The sequence below is a fragment of the Agreia sp. VKM Ac-1783 genome (assembly GCF_900177765.1).
Taxonomy (GTDB): domain Bacteria; phylum Actinomycetota; class Actinomycetes; order Actinomycetales; family Microbacteriaceae; genus Agreia.
This window is the reverse complement of the sequence record NZ_FXWI01000002.1, coordinates 561,231-577,167: the sequence shown is the minus strand read 5'-3', so window position 1 is coordinate 577,167 and position 15,937 is coordinate 561,231. Positions and strand designations below refer to the sequence as shown.

Annotated in this window: 13 protein-coding genes; 7 read left to right on the top strand and 6 right to left on the bottom strand. The window is 66.2% G+C overall.

What is annotated here, in order from left to right; all coding sequences use genetic code 11:
• Position 1: 1 nt before the first annotated feature.
• Positions 2 to 673, top strand: a complete 672-nt coding sequence (locus CCK87_RS07765) for a DUF4166 domain-containing protein (protein WP_170927190.1) — start codon at positions 2 to 4, stop codon at positions 671 to 673.
• Positions 674 to 702: 29 nt separating this feature from the next.
• On the opposite strand, the gene CCK87_RS07760 is transcribed toward CCK87_RS07765, so the two are convergent.
• The 3 genes from CCK87_RS07760 to aroA are packed head-to-tail and all read right to left on the bottom strand — an operon-like array spanning position 703 to position 3,974.
• The gene (locus tag CCK87_RS07760) at positions 703 to 1,500 is read right to left on the bottom strand and encodes an inositol monophosphatase family protein (RefSeq protein WP_086460837.1); all 798 of its coding nucleotides are present in this window, start codon (positions 1,498 to 1,500) and stop codon (positions 703 to 705) included.
• Positions 1,501 to 1,551: 51 nt separating this feature from the next.
• Positions 1,552 to 2,604 (bottom strand): ribosome small subunit-dependent GTPase A, encoded by a 1,053-nt coding sequence (gene rsgA / locus CCK87_RS07755; RefSeq protein ID WP_086460836.1) that lies wholly within the window; start codon positions 2,602 to 2,604, stop codon positions 1,552 to 1,554.
• Complete coding sequence (gene aroA / locus CCK87_RS07750) at positions 2,601 to 3,974, bottom strand: 3-phosphoshikimate 1-carboxyvinyltransferase (RefSeq protein WP_086460835.1); 1,374 nt, start codon at positions 3,972 to 3,974, stop codon at positions 2,601 to 2,603. Before aroA ends, rsgA begins: the two co-directional genes overlap by 4 nt.
• Before the next feature lie 203 nt (positions 3,975 to 4,177).
• On the opposite strand from aroA, the gene CCK87_RS07745 reads away from it, so the two are divergent.
• Entirely contained in the window at positions 4,178 to 4,798 is a 621-nt protein-coding gene (locus CCK87_RS07745) for a sigma-70 family RNA polymerase sigma factor (RefSeq protein ID WP_170927189.1), read from the top strand.
• Positions 4,795 to 5,037, top strand: a complete 243-nt coding sequence (locus CCK87_RS07740) for a zf-HC2 domain-containing protein (protein ID WP_055780631.1) — start codon at positions 4,795 to 4,797, stop codon at positions 5,035 to 5,037. The genes CCK87_RS07745 and CCK87_RS07740 overlap by 4 nt, the downstream gene beginning before the upstream one ends.
• A gap of 52 nt (positions 5,038 to 5,089) precedes the next feature.
• On the opposite strand, the gene CCK87_RS07735 is transcribed toward CCK87_RS07740, so the two are convergent.
• Positions 5,090 to 8,917, bottom strand: coding sequence for a multifunctional oxoglutarate decarboxylase/oxoglutarate dehydrogenase thiamine pyrophosphate-binding subunit/dihydrolipoyllysine-residue succinyltransferase subunit (locus CCK87_RS07735; RefSeq protein ID WP_170927188.1), 3,828 nt, complete (start codon positions 8,915 to 8,917; stop codon positions 5,090 to 5,092).
• Positions 8,918 to 9,107: 190 nt separating this feature from the next.
• Here CCK87_RS07735 and CCK87_RS07730 point away from each other — a divergent pair, with 190 nt between their 5' ends.
• The 3 genes from CCK87_RS07730 (at position 9,108) to CCK87_RS07720 (ending at position 13,047) form a co-directional block, all read left to right on the top strand.
• Positions 9,108 to 10,547: a GuaB1 family IMP dehydrogenase-related protein gene (locus CCK87_RS07730; RefSeq protein ID WP_086460833.1), complete on the top strand. Its 1,440-nt coding sequence runs from the start codon at positions 9,108 to 9,110 to the stop codon at positions 10,545 to 10,547.
• 120 nt (positions 10,548 to 10,667) lie between these two features.
• Complete coding sequence (locus tag CCK87_RS07725) at positions 10,668 to 12,017, top strand: hemolysin family protein (protein WP_086460832.1); 1,350 nt, start codon at positions 10,668 to 10,670, stop codon at positions 12,015 to 12,017.
• Entirely contained in the window at positions 12,010 to 13,047 is a 1,038-nt protein-coding gene (locus CCK87_RS07720) for a hemolysin family protein (protein WP_086460831.1), read from the top strand. The genes CCK87_RS07725 and CCK87_RS07720 overlap by 8 nt, the downstream gene beginning before the upstream one ends.
• 43 nt (positions 13,048 to 13,090) lie before the next feature.
• Here the strand turns inward: CCK87_RS07720 and CCK87_RS07715 are convergent, their stop codons facing one another.
• Positions 13,091 to 14,176, bottom strand: a complete 1,086-nt coding sequence (locus CCK87_RS07715; protein WP_086461227.1) for an NADH:flavin oxidoreductase/NADH oxidase — start codon at positions 14,174 to 14,176, stop codon at positions 13,091 to 13,093.
• Positions 14,177 to 14,262: 86 nt separating this feature from the next.
• On the opposite strand from CCK87_RS07715, the gene CCK87_RS07710 reads away from it, so the two are divergent.
• Positions 14,263 to 15,156 (top strand): ADP/ATP-dependent (S)-NAD(P)H-hydrate dehydratase, encoded by an 894-nt coding sequence (locus tag CCK87_RS07710; RefSeq protein ID WP_249273770.1) that lies wholly within the window; start codon positions 14,263 to 14,265, stop codon positions 15,154 to 15,156.
• Between the two features lie 34 nt (positions 15,157 to 15,190).
• Here the strand turns inward: CCK87_RS07710 and CCK87_RS07705 are convergent, their stop codons facing one another.
• Positions 15,191 to 15,895 carry a YceI family protein gene (locus tag CCK87_RS07705; protein ID WP_140162784.1) on the bottom strand — a complete coding sequence of 235 codons (705 nt, stop codon included), beginning with the start codon at positions 15,893 to 15,895 and terminating at the stop codon, positions 15,191 to 15,193.
• Between the last annotated feature and the right edge of the window lie 42 nt (positions 15,896 to 15,937).

The following is a 15,937-nucleotide window of genomic DNA, read 5'->3' as shown; positions in this document are numbered from 1 at the left end:
CGTGTCCGTTGCACACCGGTCGGTGTATCAGGCCCTGCTCGGTGACCGGATCGTTCGGCTGCAGCCAGAACTGTCGCACTACGTCGGCGGCGCTGCCCGTGGCGAGGCCGGAATCGGGCGCGGGGTCTACGAGTTCGCGGGGCCGTCGAAGAGCTGGCTCGTGCCCCTGTTTGCGGCCATTGCCCGAGCCGACGCCTTGTTCGGGGAGCGCGGAGGCGCGGGCCTCACGGTGGTCAACGTGCCGCACGCCGACAGCCACGGTCGGCTGTGTCTCAGTTCGACCCGCACGTTCGCCTTCGCGGACGTGACGCGAACGATGCAGGACACGATGCTGGCCGGCCGCGACGGTCTGCTGCACGACTTCCTCGGCAGATCCCGTTTCCTCGAGGTATCGCTTCGGCTTTCCGTGTCACCCGAGGGCTGGCTCCGGATGCGATCGGTCGGCACCTGGCTCTGGGTGGGGCGTGTGCGCATTCCGGTTCCGCAGATCTTGTCGGCGCGGGTGGACCTTCTCGAACGCTGGGACGCCGAGACGGCAAGCCAACGAGTCGAGGTGACCCTCACGCATCCCATCTTGGGCCGGGTGTTCGAGTACCGCGGGTCGTTCGAGTACGACCCTCGGGCGGGGCGGGTCGGCGATGTCGACACGACCCGCATCGATCGCCGGCACTAGCGCGCCTCCGGTGCGTCGTCGAGTGGCGCCTACTCGGCGAGTACTCGTAGGGCCTCGTCGTGCAGCAGCCCGTTGGTGGCGAGAGCCGAGCCCCACCACGGTCCGGGGATCCCATCGACCGAGGTGAACCGACCGCCTGCTTCGGTGATCACGGGTATCAGCGCTGCCATGTCGTAGGGCTGCAGGTCGAACTCGCCGGCGACATCGAGCGCCCCCTCGGCGACGAGCATATACGACCACATCTCGCCGTAGGCCCGTGTGCGCCAGACGCCGCGGCTCAGAGAGAGGAGGCTCTCGAGCCTGCCCGCCTCGTCCCAGCCCTTGAGGCTGTTGTAGCTGATGCTCGCATCGTCGAGTCGGGCGACTGCCGAGACAGCGAGACGTCGCGCGGGAGATGACGGTGCCAGCGTGGAGTTCGTCGTCCACGCACCCTGCCTGAGAGCACCCCACCAACGACGACCGAGAGCGGGCGAGCTGACGACTCCGACGACCGGTTCGCCGTCGACGACGAGCGAGATCAAGGTCGCCCACACCGGGACGCCCCTCAGATAGTTCGCCGTGCCGTCGATGGGGTCGATGATCCACTGTCGCGTCGAATCACCAGCGGAGCCATACTCTTCGCCGAGGATGGCGTCTTCCGGTCGCGCCGACGCGAGCCGGTCTCTGATCTCGCGCTCGACGGCCTTGTCCGCATCCGTCACCGGGGTTCGATCGGGCTTCTTCTCGACGACGAGATCGAGCGCCATGAAGCGATCGAGCGAGATCGCATCGGCGGCGTCGGCGATCTCGAGGGCAAGGGCCAGGTCATCTGAGTACGGCTCGGTCATGCCCTAAGAGTAGCCAGCGCGGGTGAACAGCCGGTCACCGCTGAGCGGCAGCTACGAGTCGCTGAGCGAGCCGACGAGCTTCTGCAGAGACTGGATGCGGGCTATACCGCTGGATCCCAACTCCCCGGCCAGCACGCGGTCGACGATCTCCCAATCGTGCGCCTGGCTGAGTGGGATGCCGTCGGGTGGCTCGACGGCGGAGGGGATCGCCATGCGCGCGAACGACTTCAGGACGTTCGCGGGATCGACATGTCCGAGGCCGAACGAACGCACGCCGGGCGTGTCGATGATCCAGCCGGAGCGGCCATCGTCGTCGTGCACGCGCAGTCCAAGGGTCGACGACGATGTGTGCCGACCGCGCCCGGTGACATCGTTCACCCGTCCGATCGCCCTGTCGGTTCCCGGAACGAGAGCGTTGACGAGGGTGGACTTGCCGACGCCCGAATGGCCCACGGTCACCGTCGTATGGCCGATGAGCAGGCTCTTCAACTCGTCGAGGGGCAGCTCGTCGCGTTGGCCTGTAACAACCGTCAGGTCGAGGCAGTCGAACTCAGAGAGGAACTCGGCCGGATCGGCGAGGTCTGTCTTGGTGATGAAGAGGATCGGCGTGATACCGGCATCGAAGGCGGCGACCAGGTAGCGGTCGACGAGCCGTGCGCGCGGCTCGGGATTGGCGGCGGCGACGACGATCAGCATCTGATCGGCGTTGGCCACGATCACGCGCTCGACGGCGTCGGTATCGTCGGCGCTGCGGCGCAGAAGCGTGGTGCGAGGCGTGATCTTGACGACCCGCGAGAGGCTGCCCTCCGCGCCCGAGGTGTCGCCCACGAGACCCACCCGGTCGCCGGTCACGATGGCGGTCTTGCCCAGCTCGCGCGCACGAGAGGCGGTTATCGCGCGTTCGTTCGGCGTGTCCTCATCGACCAGCACGGTGAAGCGCCCGCGGTCGACAGTGAGGATGCGTCCCGGCACAGCGTCGGCGTATTCGGGGCGGATCTTGGTTCGCGGCTTGTTTCCCTTCGGGTTCGGTCGCAAGCGGACGCTCGACTCGTCGTACTCCGACTCGTCGTCGTCGTCATCGTCGTCGTTCGACCACCAGGTCATGAGGTGCTCGCGGCGAGCGTGCTCCAGAGCTCGGGGAACTCGGGAAGGGTCTTCGAGGTCGTCGCGATGTCTTCGATCAGGACATCGGGCGTGACGAGGGCGATGATCGCGCCCGCGTGAGCCATCCGGTGATCGGCGTATGTCTTCCACGTGCCCCCGTGCAGGGGGGCGGGCTCGATGCGGAGGCCGTCCTCGAGTTCGGTGACGATGCCGCCCAGGGCGGTGAGCTCGTTCGCGAGGGCGGCGAGGCGGTCTGTCTCATGGTGTCGGATGTGCCCGATGCCGGTGATTTCGCTGGGGGAGTCGGCCAAGGCGGCCAACGCAACCAGCGCCGGTGCGAGTTCGCCTCCCTCGGAGAGGTCGAGGGTGATGCCGTGGATCTCGCCCGTGCCTTCGACGGTGAGGACGCCGTCTACCAGCGACACGGTGGCGCCGAAGAGCGGCAGGAGGTCGATGAGGTGAGCGCCCACCTGAGTAGTGGTGGTCGGCCAGCCGCTGACGCTCACTCGTCCTCCCGTGGCCACAGCGGCGGCGAGAAACGGCGCCGCGTTCGAGAGGTCGGGTTCGATATCGACGGTCGCACCCCGGATGCGGCCGGGCGCGATCGTCCACACGCCCGGCCCGGGCGACTCCACGGTCACTCCACGACCGGCCAACGCCTGGATCGTCATCTCGATATGAGGTTGGCTGGGCACACGCTCGCCCGAGTGACGGAGAACGAGGCCCTCGTCGAATCGCGCCGCGGAGAGCAGCAGACCCGAGACGAACTGGCTCGAGCTGGACGCGTCGATGACGATTTCTCCGCCGGCGACTCGGCCAGTGCCATGAACGGTGAAGGGAAGCGCCCCCGCGCCGTCGTCTGCGATATCTACGCCGAGCGAGCGGAGTGAGGAGATGGTCGTCTTCATGGGCCTGCGGCGCGCGGCCTCGTCGCCGTCGAAGACGACGGGTCCGAGCGCGAGAGCGGCGACAGGCGGGATGAATCGCATCACCGTTCCCGCGAGTCCGCAATCGACGGTTGTACTGCCCAGCAGCTCGTCGGCGGGGGTGATGAGCCAGTCGTCACCGAACCGGCCGGTGCCGGAGACGGCTTCGATCGTCGTTCCCATGGAGCGGAGCGCGTCGACCATCAGGGTCGTGTCACGGGAATGAAGGGGAGCTCGGAGCGTAGACGGTGAATCAGCGAGCGCCGACAGCACCAGTTGACGGTTCGTGAGGCTCTTCGAGCCGGGGAGATCCACCGCAGCGTCGATCGGCCCTGAGGCGGTCGGCGACGGCCACGGCGCGTCGCCGGGCGGAACGGCAGCGACCCCCGGCGTCTCGTCGTCGTAGGGGGAGAAGCGCGGATCGAGTTGATTGATGATGCCCATTGCACCTCAGATTACCGCGACGGAGGAATAAACGACGTTCCGATCGTCGTTGTTGATCGTATGAGGGTCGAACGGCCCGTCGACGATGTGCGAGAGGCAGGGGTGAGGCTGAGATGCTGACTCAAGAGCGTGTGCGGCCCCTCGTCGCAACCCCAGGCATGGCCTGGGCCGAACGCGCCCTCGCCGAAGTAGACTCTGCTCTGATGAGCAACTCCACACCTGACACTCCTTCGGCGGCCACCCCAGATCCGCGGGATCTGTTCGAGGAACAGGCGATACCGTTCCTCGACCAGCTCTACGGCGCTGCCCTGCGCATGACGCGCAACCCCGCCGACGCTCAAGACCTGGTTCAAGAGACCTTCGTGAAGGCCTATGCGGCGTTCGGTCAATTCGAGCAGGGCACGAATCTCAAGGCGTGGCTCTATCGCATTCTCACGAACACGTTCATCAACACCTATCGCAAGAAGCAGCGCGACCCCTATAAGGGCACCATCTCCGACATGGAGGACTGGCAGCTGGGCGAGGCCGAGTCGGCGACGGCCATGTCGAGCCGCTCGGCGGAGGCTGAGGCCATCGACCACCTGCCCGACAGCGCGGTCAAAGACGCTCTTCAGTCGATTCCCGAAGATTTCCGTCTGGCGGTCTATTTCGCCGACGTCGAAGGTTTCTCCTATCAGGAGATCGCCGACATCATGAAGACCCCTGTCGGCACAGTCATGAGTCGCCTGCACCGAGGCAGACGACTTCTCAGGGGACTTCTGACCGACTACGCAGCAGATCGCGGCATTCATGTCGCATCGAAGACGGGGAGCACGAAGAAATGACCGATTGCGGTTGCGACAAGGCCAAGGCCGAACTCGAAGAGTACCTGCACAATGAGCTGTGCTCGACGGATGCCGAAGATATCCGGGAGCACCTCGCGGGATGCGTCGACTGCGAGTCGGAGCTTCACGTCGGACGAGTGCTGACCGAGGCCGTTCAGCGCGCCTGTCGGGAGACGGCCCCCGGCGACCTGCGTGACCAGGTGCTTCTGAAGATCCGCACCATTCAGGCGACGCACTGACGAACGGCTGACGGTCGGTTTCTCGAGCGGCGCTCGAGAAACCGACCGATCATCACCTCTCGGTAGCGCGCTCGATCAGTTCGGTCTGCTCCACCGCATGCCGCTTGGCAGATCCGGCCGCAGGCGATGCTGCCGCAGGCCGTGAGACGACACGCACGGAGCGGCCGAGGTGCGGTGCGACCTCCACCGCCACGAACGGCCAGGCACCCTGATTCTCAGGCTCGTCCTGTACCCAGACCACTTCGGCGTTCGGATACTGATCCAGAACAGCCTTCAATTCATTGACCGGCGCGGGGTAGTACTGCTCGAGTCGCACGAGAGCGATCTGGTCGTCGGGCTTCTTCTGCAGCTCGTTGAGCAGGTCGTAGTGGATCTTGCCCGAGTGCAGCAGAACCCGGGTCACCGAGGACTGGTCTGTGACGCGAGTGTCGTCGATGACGGGCTCGAACGTTCCATTGGTGAGGTCGGGAACGTCGCTCGTGGCGCCCCGGAGGCGCAGCATGGCCTTCGGAGTGAAGACGACGAGCGGCTTGCGGGGGCGAGCGTACGCCTGCCGACGCAGCAGGTGGAAGTACGAGGCCGGCGTCGACGGGCGAGCGACGGTCATGTTGTTCTCGGCACAGAGCTGCAGGTAGCGCTCGATGCGTGCGGACGAGTGGTCGGGACCCTGGCCCTCGTATCCGTGGGGGAGGAGCAGGACGAGCGAGGACCGCTGCGCCCACTTCTGCTCCGCCGACGAGATGAACTCGTCGATCACGATCTGGGCGCCGTTGGCGAAGTCGCCGAACTGGGCCTCCCAGAGCACGAGGGCGTCGGGCCGCTCGACCGAGTATCCGTATTCGAAGCCCATCGCGGCGTACTCGCTCAACAGCGAGTCGTAGATCCAGAATCGGGCCTGGCTCTCGCTGAGGTTGGCCAGCGGCAGCCACTCTTGACCGTTCTCACGGTCATGGAGAACGGCGTGCCTCTGAACGAACGTCCCGCGGCGCGTGTCCTGCCCGGCGAGGCGCACCGGGGTGCCCTCGAGCAGCAGCGAGCCGAGCGCCAGGAGTTCGGCGAAGGCCCAGTCGATTCCGCCGGAGCGGCTCATCTCGAGGCGCTTGTTCAGCAGCTGCTGCAGCTTCGGGTGCACGGTGAAGCCCGCTGGCTTGTTCTGGAACGCGTCGCCGATCTGGTGGATCGTGGACTCCGCGACCGCCGTCGAGAACGCATCCGAACTCGCCGAGTCGCTCTGCTGCGCGTCGGGCAGCTCGAGGTCCGCGACGGCCGAGCCGTCGGCCTTGATGACGGGAATCGACGAGGTCTGCGCGGCATGAGTCTCGGCGAAGGCGCGCTCGAGGCGGTCCTGGAAGTCGCGGTGGGCTGCCTGGTACTCCTCTTCGGTGATGTCGCCACGACCGACCAACGACTCGGTGTAGAGACGGCGAACGCTGCGCTTCGCCTCGATGAGGTTATACATGAGCGGCTGCGTCATCGAGGGGTCGTCTCCCTCGTTGTGCCCGCGTCGTCGGTAGCAGATCAGATCGATGAAGACATCGCGGTGGAACTGCTGCCGGTACTCGAAGGCGAGTTGTGCGACACGCACGACCGACTCGGGGTCGTCGCCGTTCACGTGGAAGATCGGAGCCTGGATCGTCTTCGCCACGTCGGTGGAGTAGACCGACGAGCGGGACTCCCCGGGAGGGGTCGTGAAGCCGACCTGGTTGTTGATGTTGATGTGGATCGTGCCGCCCGTGCGGTAGCCGCGCAGCTGCGACATCTGGAGCGTCTCGACCACGATGCCTTGCCCTGCGAGGGCTGCGTCTCCGTGGATGAGGATCGGCAGCGTCGAGAAGGTTCCGATCGCCTTGCGGTCTTGCTTGGCCCTGACGATTCCCTCGAGCACGCCGTCGGCGGCTTCGAGGTGCGACGGGTTCGCTGCGAGGTAGACGGGGATCTCTGTGCCGTCGCTGCCGTGGAAGGTACCCTCGGTGCCGAGGTGGTACTTCACGTCACCGGAGCCTTGGACGGTGCGGGGGTCTTGAGTTCCCTCGAACTCGCGGAAGATCTGGCCGTAGGTCTTGCCAGCGATGTTCGTCAGGACGTTCAGACGGCCACGGTGCGCCATGCCGATCGCGACCTCGTCGAGGCCTTCGTCTGCGGCGCCCTGGATGATGGCGTCGAGCAGGGCGATCGTGGACTCTCCACCCTCGAGACTGAACCGCTTCTGGCCGACGTATTTGGTCTGGAGGAAGGTCTCGAAGGCTTCGGCCTCGTTGAGCTTGGCCAGGATGCGCATCTGCTCGTCGTGCCCGGGCTTGGCGTAGGGGCGTTCGACCTTGTCCTGGATCCACTTGCGCTGGGCGGGATCCTGGATGTGCATGTACTCGATGCCGGTCTTGCGGCAGTACGAGTCGCGGAGCACGCCGAGGATGTCCCGCAGAAGCGCGCTGCGCTTCGCCCCGAACTCGCCGGTCACGAACTCGCGGTCGAGATCCCAGAGGGTCAGCCCGTGATTCTCGATGTCGAGATCGGGGTGTGTGCGCTGGCGGTACTCGAGCGGGTCGATGTCGGCCATCAGGTGACCGCGTACGCGGAATGCGTTGATCAGTTCCTGGACCCGGGCGGTCTTGTCGACGGCGTCGGAGAGGTCGACGCTGATGTCGGGCGCCCAGTGGATCGGCGCGTAGGGGATGCGCAGCTCGGCGAAGATGTTCTCGTAGAAATTGCGCTCGCCGATCAGCAGCTCGTGCACCTTGCGCAGGTACTCGCCGGAGCCGGCGCCCTGGATGACGCGGTGGTCGTAGGTGCTGGTGAGCGTGATGATCTTGCCGATGCCCAGGTCATTGAGCGTCTTCGGGCTGGTTCCCTGGAACTCGGCCGGGTACTCGAGAGCGCCGGCGCCGATGATGCAGCCCTGGCCCTTCATCAGGCGGGGAACCGAGTGCACCGTGCCGATGCCACCGGGGTTGGTGAGTGAGATCGTGGTGCCCTGGAAGTCGGCCGCCGTCAGCTTGTTCGCGCGGGCGCGGCTCACCAGCTCTTCGTAGGCGTGGAGGAACTCGTTGAAGCCCATCGTGTCGGCACGCTTGATTCCGGGCACCAGGAGGGCGCGGGTGCCGTCGGGCTTCGGGATGTCGATGGCGATTCCCAGCCCGACGTGGGCGGGGGCGACGACCGAGGGCTTGCCGTCTACCTCGTCGTAGTAGACGTTCTGGCTGCGGAACTCCTTCATCGCCTGCACGAGGGCCCAGCCGATGATGTGGGTGAACGACACCTTGCCGCCGCGGCTGCGCTTGAGGTTGGAGTTGATGACGATGCGGTTGTCGATCAGCAGTTTGGCCGGGATCGATCGCACGCTCGTGGCCGTCGGCACGGTGAGGCTGGCGTCCATGTTGGTCGCCAGCGTCTTGGCCATGCCTCGCAGCGGCGTGACGGTGTCTTTCTCGACATCGTCTTCGCTGCTGGCCGACTCGGGCGTGGTGTCGCGCTTGGGAGCGGAGACCGGCGCTTCTGCCGGGATAGGAGCCTGGCGGGCCTGCACGCTCGTCGTGCGCGCTTCGGGCTGACTCTCACGCTGGTCTGCGACGGATGCGCCGGACGGCGCCTCGGTCGAGACCGTCGCGACGGGCGACGTGGGTGTCGTCGTCGCTCCGGATGCCACGGCGACCTGCTCGGATTCGGTCGCGGCGGGCGCGGCCTGCTGAGCCGTCACGGTCGATGTTGCGCCACCCTTGGACACCACCGCCGAGTGGTAGCTCTCGAGGATCGGCCACCACGACTCGTCGACCGACTTGCGGTCTACCTTGAACTGCTCGTAGAGCTCCTCGACGAGCCATTCGTTGGCTCCGAACTCCGACGCGCTCTCGTCGTTTTCCACTCCGGTCGTTTGGCTAGACAAGCCCGATCGCCCACTCTCTTCATCGTGCATCGACAATTCGCCTGAAATCAGTACATTCATGACAGTCGTCAGCGCCCTGCATCGTTGCCGGCGGGCGCCCGACACGTTCATGGTCAAGCCTAATCCCCTCAGCCTGAAGCGCCACCCGACGAAGGGTTCGCCGGGCACAGAAGCGACTACCGTTGGGGGTATGGAGTTCTATCACGCGACCGCGACCCACGACCTCACGTATTCCGACGTCTTCCTCGTGCCTTCGCGCTCACGCGTCACGAGCAGGCTCGACGTGTCGCTCGCTCCGAACGACGGCACCGGGGCGAGCATCCCGATCGTCAGCGCGAACATGAACTCGGTCACCGGTCCCCGACTCTCCGCCACCCTGGCGCGGCGCGGCGGGCTCGGCGTTCTTCCCCAGGACATGCACCTGCAAGACCTCGACGCCGCGATTCGGTGGGTGAAAGCGCAGCCCGTCGAGTTCGACACCCCCTTCGATTTCGGCCCCGACGACACAGTCGAGCAAGCGCTTCGTCAGATCCCCGCGGTCGCAGGGCACGGCATCGTCATCCATGACCAGGCCGGCGTCTACCTCGGGTGCATCGCCGCGGCACGACTGGCGTCCGCGCTGCCGGACGCGCTCCTCGGCGACCTCCTACACGGCCCGCTCACCGCCCTGTCGGCTGACGATATCGACTCGCCTCGCGAGGCGTTCGACGCGATGGTCGAGGCCGAACTCGACTTCGCGCCGGTGATGCGGCACGGATCGGTCATCGGAACGCTGAGCCGCACGAGCGCGCTCCGTTCGACTCTGTACACGCCGGCACTCGATGCTCACGGTCGCCTTCGCGTGGCCGCAGCGGTCGGTATCAACGGCGACGTCGCATCCAAGGCCCGCGCCCTGGCGTCGGCCGGCGTCGACGTGCTGGTGATCGACACAGCCCACGGACACCAGGAGGGCATGCTGCGCGCCATCGAGACGGTGGCGAACGAGAACCTCGGCCTTCCCATCGTCGCCGGCAACATCGTGACCGCCGATGCCGTGCGCGACCTCGTCTCGGCCGGGGCCACGATCCTCAAGGTGGGAGTCGGCCCTGGCGCCATGTGCACCACGCGCATGATGACGGCCGTCGGACGACCCCAGTTCTCCGCCGTGCTCGAGACCGCCGACGCGGCTCGCGAACTCGGCGCCCACGTCTGGGCCGACGGGGGAGTGCGCTACCCGCGCGACGTCGCGCTCGCGCTGGCCGCCGGAGCGTCGAGCGTCATGATCGGTTCGTGGTTCGCGGGCACGATCGAGGCGCCGGGCACCTTGAAGACGGATGCGACGGGTCGGCTGTACAAGGAGAGCTGGGGCATGGCATCGACCAAGGCCGTGAAAGACCGCTTCGGTCGTCTCGATGCCTACGAGCTCGCCCGCAAGACGCTGTTCGCCGAGGGCATCTCGTCGAGCAGCATCTACCTCGACCCCCTGCGCCCCTCTGTCGAGGATCTGCTCGACATGATCACCTCGGGCGTGCGCAGCTCGTTCACGTACGCGGGCGCGTCGGATGTCGCCGAGTTCCACGATCGCGCTCTGGTCGGTATCCAGTCGGCCGCCGGGTACGAAGAAGGAAAAGCCCTGCCCGTCAGCTGGTAGGCGCCCGGCCGTCGGGCGAGGGCAGCCGGTATACTGGCCAGACAATGGACGACCCTCCCTCAGCCCATCCATCCCTTCTTCTGAACAGCTCCGGCGGCACCCGTGCCTCTTGACTGGATCATGTTCGGCGTCGGTATCGTTCTGACCTTCGGTACCGGCATCTTCGTTGCCAGCGAGTTCGCCCTGGTCAATCTCGATCGCAGCGACCTCGAGGCGCGTCAGAATCGCGGAGACACGGGCCTCGGTCCGACGATCGCCGCGTTGAAGATCACCTCGACGCACCTCTCGAGCGCTCAGCTCGGCATCACACTCACCACGCTCCTTACCGGATACACCATGGAGCCGGCCATCTCGAACCTTCTTCGAGCGCCCCTGATGGGCGTCGGCATCCCCGAGGGCGTGGTGCCCGGCATCTCGGCGACGATCGCCATCGTCTTCGCCACACTGTTGTCGATGATCGTCGGCGAGCTGGTGCCGAAGAGCTTCGCCCTGGCTCTGCCCCTGCAGACCGCCAAGCTCGTGATTCCGGCCCAGCGCCTCTTCACCATGGTCTTCAAGCCCGCCGTCAGCCTCCTGAACAACAGCGCAAACGGGTTGCTTCGCGCGATGGGCATCGAGCCGAAAGAAGAGCTCTCCGGCGCGCGTACGGCCGAGGAACTCTCGTCGCTCGTGCGGCGGTCGGCCATGCAGGGCAGTCTCGACGTCGACACGGCGACCCTGCTCAATCGAACTCTGCTCTTCTCGGGACACACTGCATCGGATGCCATGACTCCGAGGCCGCGCATCGCGAGCGTGAAGCGCACAGACAGCGCCGAAGACGTGATCATGCTCACCCGCACGACGGGGCACAGCCGCTTTCCCGTGCTCGATGACGACATCGATGACATCGTCGGGGTCGTGCACGTCAAACAGGCCGTCAGCGTTCCGCGCAACAGACGAAACGATGTGCCCGCAGCGGCCCTTGCCTCGAACGTCATCCGCGTGCCAGAGACGATGAAGCTCGACTCGCTGCTGGGCGAACTGCGCGGCCGCGGGTATCAGATGGCGATCGTCGTCGACGAATACGGGGGAACCGCGGGCGTCGTCACGCTCGAGGACCTGGTCGAGGAGCTCGTCGGCGAACTCGACGACGAGCACGACCGCTCGCGTGCCGGAGTGGTGAAGACGCTCAACTCCGTGTCGTTTCCCGGAATCCTTCGACCGGACGAGCTCGCCGACCGCGCGGGCATCAGCGTTCCCGACGACGGTCCTTTCGAAACGGTGGCCGGATACATGATGAGCGAACTCGGACGACTGCCCGTGGTGGGCGATACGGTCGAGTTGCCGACCGGCCAACTCGCCGTCGTTCGGCTCGACGGGCGGCGTATCGACCGCATCCGATTCACCCCGATCGCCACCGACGAGGCCGCGGCCCCGATCGATGCACTTACGACCGATGACTCGAGCGCGGAGGTGAACGACCGTGGCTGATTGGCTGGGTATCGTCTGGCTCGTTGTGCTGCTTTTGGCCAACGCCTTCTTCGTCGGCGCCGAATTCGCCGTGATCTCCGCGCGCCGCTCGCAGATCGAGCCCCTCGCCGAGCAGGGCAAGGCAAGCGCCAAGACCGCGCTCTGGGCCATGGAGCACGCGACACTCATGCTGGCGATGTGCCAGCTCGGAATCACCGTGTGCTCGCTGCTGATCCTCAATGTCTCCGAGCCGGCGATCCACCACCTGCTCGAGATTCCGCTGGGCCTCACCGGTTTGCCCGAAGAGGTCATCGGCACGGCAGCTTTCGTCGTCACGCTGCTGATCGTGTCGTTCCTGCACGTCGTGTTCGGCGAGATGGTTCCGAAGAACCTGTCGTTCTCGCTCCCCGAGCGTGCCGTCCTGTTGCTCGCGCCGCCGCTGGTGTGGCTCGCGCGCGTCTTCCGGTTCGCCATCGTCGCCCTCAACGCGACGGCCAACTCGATTCTTCGGCTCTTCGGGGTCGAGCCGAAAGACGAGGCGGCGAGTGCATTCACGCTCGACGAGGTCTCGACGATCGTGTCGCAGTCGACGCGAGAGGGAGTTCTCAGCGACACGACCGGAGCGCTCAACGCAGCTTTCGAATTCACGTCGAAGACCGTCAAAGACGTGGCCGTGCCGCTGGAGTCGCTCGTGAGCCTGTCGGATCACGTCACGCCAGCGGAGATCGAGCACGCCGTGGCCAAGCACGGATTCTCGCGCTACATCGTGGTCGACGAGGAGGGTCGGCCCGACGGCTACCTCCACCTGAAAGACGTCATCGATCTCGACGCCGACGAGGTCGACCTGCCAGTGCCCGCCAAGCGCATCAGGCAGCTGGTGTCGATCTACGAGGGAACGGAGCTCGAAGACGCGTTGGCCAGCATGCGCCGCACGAACGCGCACCTCGCGCGCACCTTCTCAGAATCGGGTCGAACCACGGGCGTGCTCTTTCTCGAGGACATCATCGAGGAGCTGGTGGGCGAAGTGCAGGATGCGACTCGGCGACTCTGACGCGAGCCGGCGACTCTGACTCGACCCGGCGCGTGGCCTGCTTCTAGTTCGGCCAGGCCGCGCGCACGTACTGTGACGGCCAGTAGTCGACGGCCACGCCCAGCTCGTGAGCGGCTCTCAGCGCGAAATGTGGATCTCGCAACATCTCGCGTCCGAGCATCACGGCATCGGCACGACCCTCGTCGACGATCTGCGCCGCTTGCGTCGAGGTGGTGATGAGACCCACCGCGCTCACGGGAACGTCGCCTTTCGCGCCCACATATTCGGCGAGGGGGACCTGATATCCGGGCGTCGAGGGAATCGTGACGCCCGTGATGTTGCCGCCGCTCGAGATGTCGAAGACGTCGGCTCCGTGATCTCTGGCCCAGCCCGCCACGGTCGCGGTCTGCTGCTCGTTCCAGCCATCCTCGACCCAGTCGGTGGCCGAGAAGCGCACGAGAAGAGGAACCTCGTCGCCCACCGCGGCCCGGATATCGGCCACGACGCGTAGCAGCAGTCTTGCTCGGTTCTCGAGGCTGCCACCGTATTCGTCGCTGCGCTCGTTGCTGAGCGGAGACAGGAACTGGTGAAGCAGATAGCCGTGGGCGGCGTGAATCTCGAGCACGTCGAATCCGGCATCGATCGAGCGCAGTGCGGCTGCGACGAAGTCGTCGACGACGCCGTCTATGGCCGCCGAGCCCATCTCCGCGGGTGTCGCGTAGCCGGGGAATGCGACAGGCGAGGGTCCTTCGGTCTGCCAGCCACCGGCATCCAGCGGAACCGTGCCGCGTTCGCTCGCCCAGGGCCGATACGTCGAGGCTTTTCGGCCGGCGTGGGCCAACTGGATGCCGGTGGTCGCTCCCTGACCGTGCAGGAAGTCGGTGATGCGACGGAAGGCTTGCGCCTGCTCGTCGTTCCAGATGCCGAGGTCCTGGGGGGAGATCCGGCCTTCGGGGCTGACGGCCGTGGCCTCGGTGATCACGAGACCGGCACCGCCCTGGCCGAACGATCCGAGATGAACGAGATGCCAGTCGGTGGTCATCCCATCGCCGGCCTCAGCGGAGTACTGGCACATGGGAGCCACCCAGATGCGGTTGCGGATGGTCACGCCTCGGATGCTGAGGGGCGTGAAGAGAAGGGAGCCGCTCATGGTCATGTCTTTCGTCAGGTATCGCGGAAGGCATAGAGCTCCGCAGATCGTCGAGGGTGGGGGTGCACTCAATCTATCGTGGAGCTGTGAGCGACAAGACCGAACGCACTCCGACACAACCCACAGGCCGCACCGGCGACACGATCGAGTGGACCGCGGCAGACGCGGCGTCGATCATCAGAGTCCCTCGAGCGAGCGACGACAAGTATCGCCGCGGTGTCCTGGGAATCCGGACGGGGTCGAACATGTATCCGGGGGCGGCCGTGCTGGGCGTGGATGCCGCCGCGAGGACCGGTGTAGGCATGATCCGGTATCTCGGTCCCGAGGTTCCGACGACCCTCGTGCTGCAGCGACGCCCGGAGATCGTCACGGCCGAGGGTCGGGTGCAGGCGTGGCTCGTCGGCTCCGGCATGGATGCCGGACAGAGAACGGATGCCGAGACATCCCTGCTTCGACGCGCCCTCGGTGACGACGTGCCCTGCGTGATCGATGCGGGGGCTCTCGATCTCGTGCCCGAGTCCGGATCCCACACGATCATCACGCCGCACGCGGGCGAAATCGCCTCACTCTGGCACCGCGCCGGTGTCACCGTCGAGCGATCCAGCATCTCCGACGATCCCGTGCACTGGGCGACCGCCACGGCCGAACGTTTCGGCGTCACCGTGCTCTTGAAGGGCGCGCGCACCATCATCGCCGGACCGACGACCCGCACGATCAGCGTGACCGCGGCGACGAGCTGGGCGGCGACCGCCGGCTCGGGTGACGTTCTCGGGGGCATCCTCGGAGCCCTCGTCGCTACCAACGCACCGTACTTGGCCGACGAGGGCGCCGGCATCCTGTCACGCGTGGCGGCGACCGCCGCCTTCGTGCATCAGGCGGCGAGCGTCCGCGCATCTGGCGGCGGCCCCATCACGGCACTCGACATCGCCGACTCCGTCGGGCTCACGATCGCGGATCTGCTCGGTGGCGACCCGCGCTGATCGGCTGCGCCGGTGCTCTGAGCTCAGACCGAGATCAGCGTGGAGAGACTGCCAAGATGAAGTCGATGGAGCCCTCGTTGTCGACCCGGGCGAACCCGAGGTCGATGGGCTCGATGCCGTAATCGTCGAACGAGACGGGAACGCTTCCGGTGAGCGTGAGTCGACCGTTCTTGAGGGTGGCCGTGAGCGATACCTCGACCGCGCGGCTGACGCCATGCAGATTCAGATCGCCCGATGCCGCCACGGTGACCGGCTTGCCGCCGAGCAAGTCGTCGGTGAGCGTGATGGGTGACGAGAGCGTGAACAACGCGGTGGGGTAGTCGGCGGCGTCGAGAGCAGGGCCTCTGAAGTAGGCGTCGCGCACGGCGTTGTCTGTGGTGATGCTGGCGACCTCGACGACGATGGTCGCCCCGGTGAGCACGCTGTCTTCGACGGTCGCGGATCCGGCGACACGGTCGGTTGTTCCACTGACCGTCACCGCCGACCCGTTGACCACGGCGCCGACCGTGTAGCCCGCGCTCGATCCGTTCTCGATCGCCCAATCGCCGGACAGATCGGAGGTGTCATTCACAACGCTCTGCGGCGACACCGCGCGTACCGTGGGCATCACGCTCGGTATCGTGGCGCTCGGGCTCGCCGCGGCGCTGCCGTACATGATGGGACCGGCGACAGCAGCCATCGTGCCCAGTGCGAGCACCGACGCCGAAACGCCGATAGCAATGCTCGCAAGTCTCTTCATGATCCATCCGTGCTGGTTGGTGGGTGAACCGCAAGACAATCA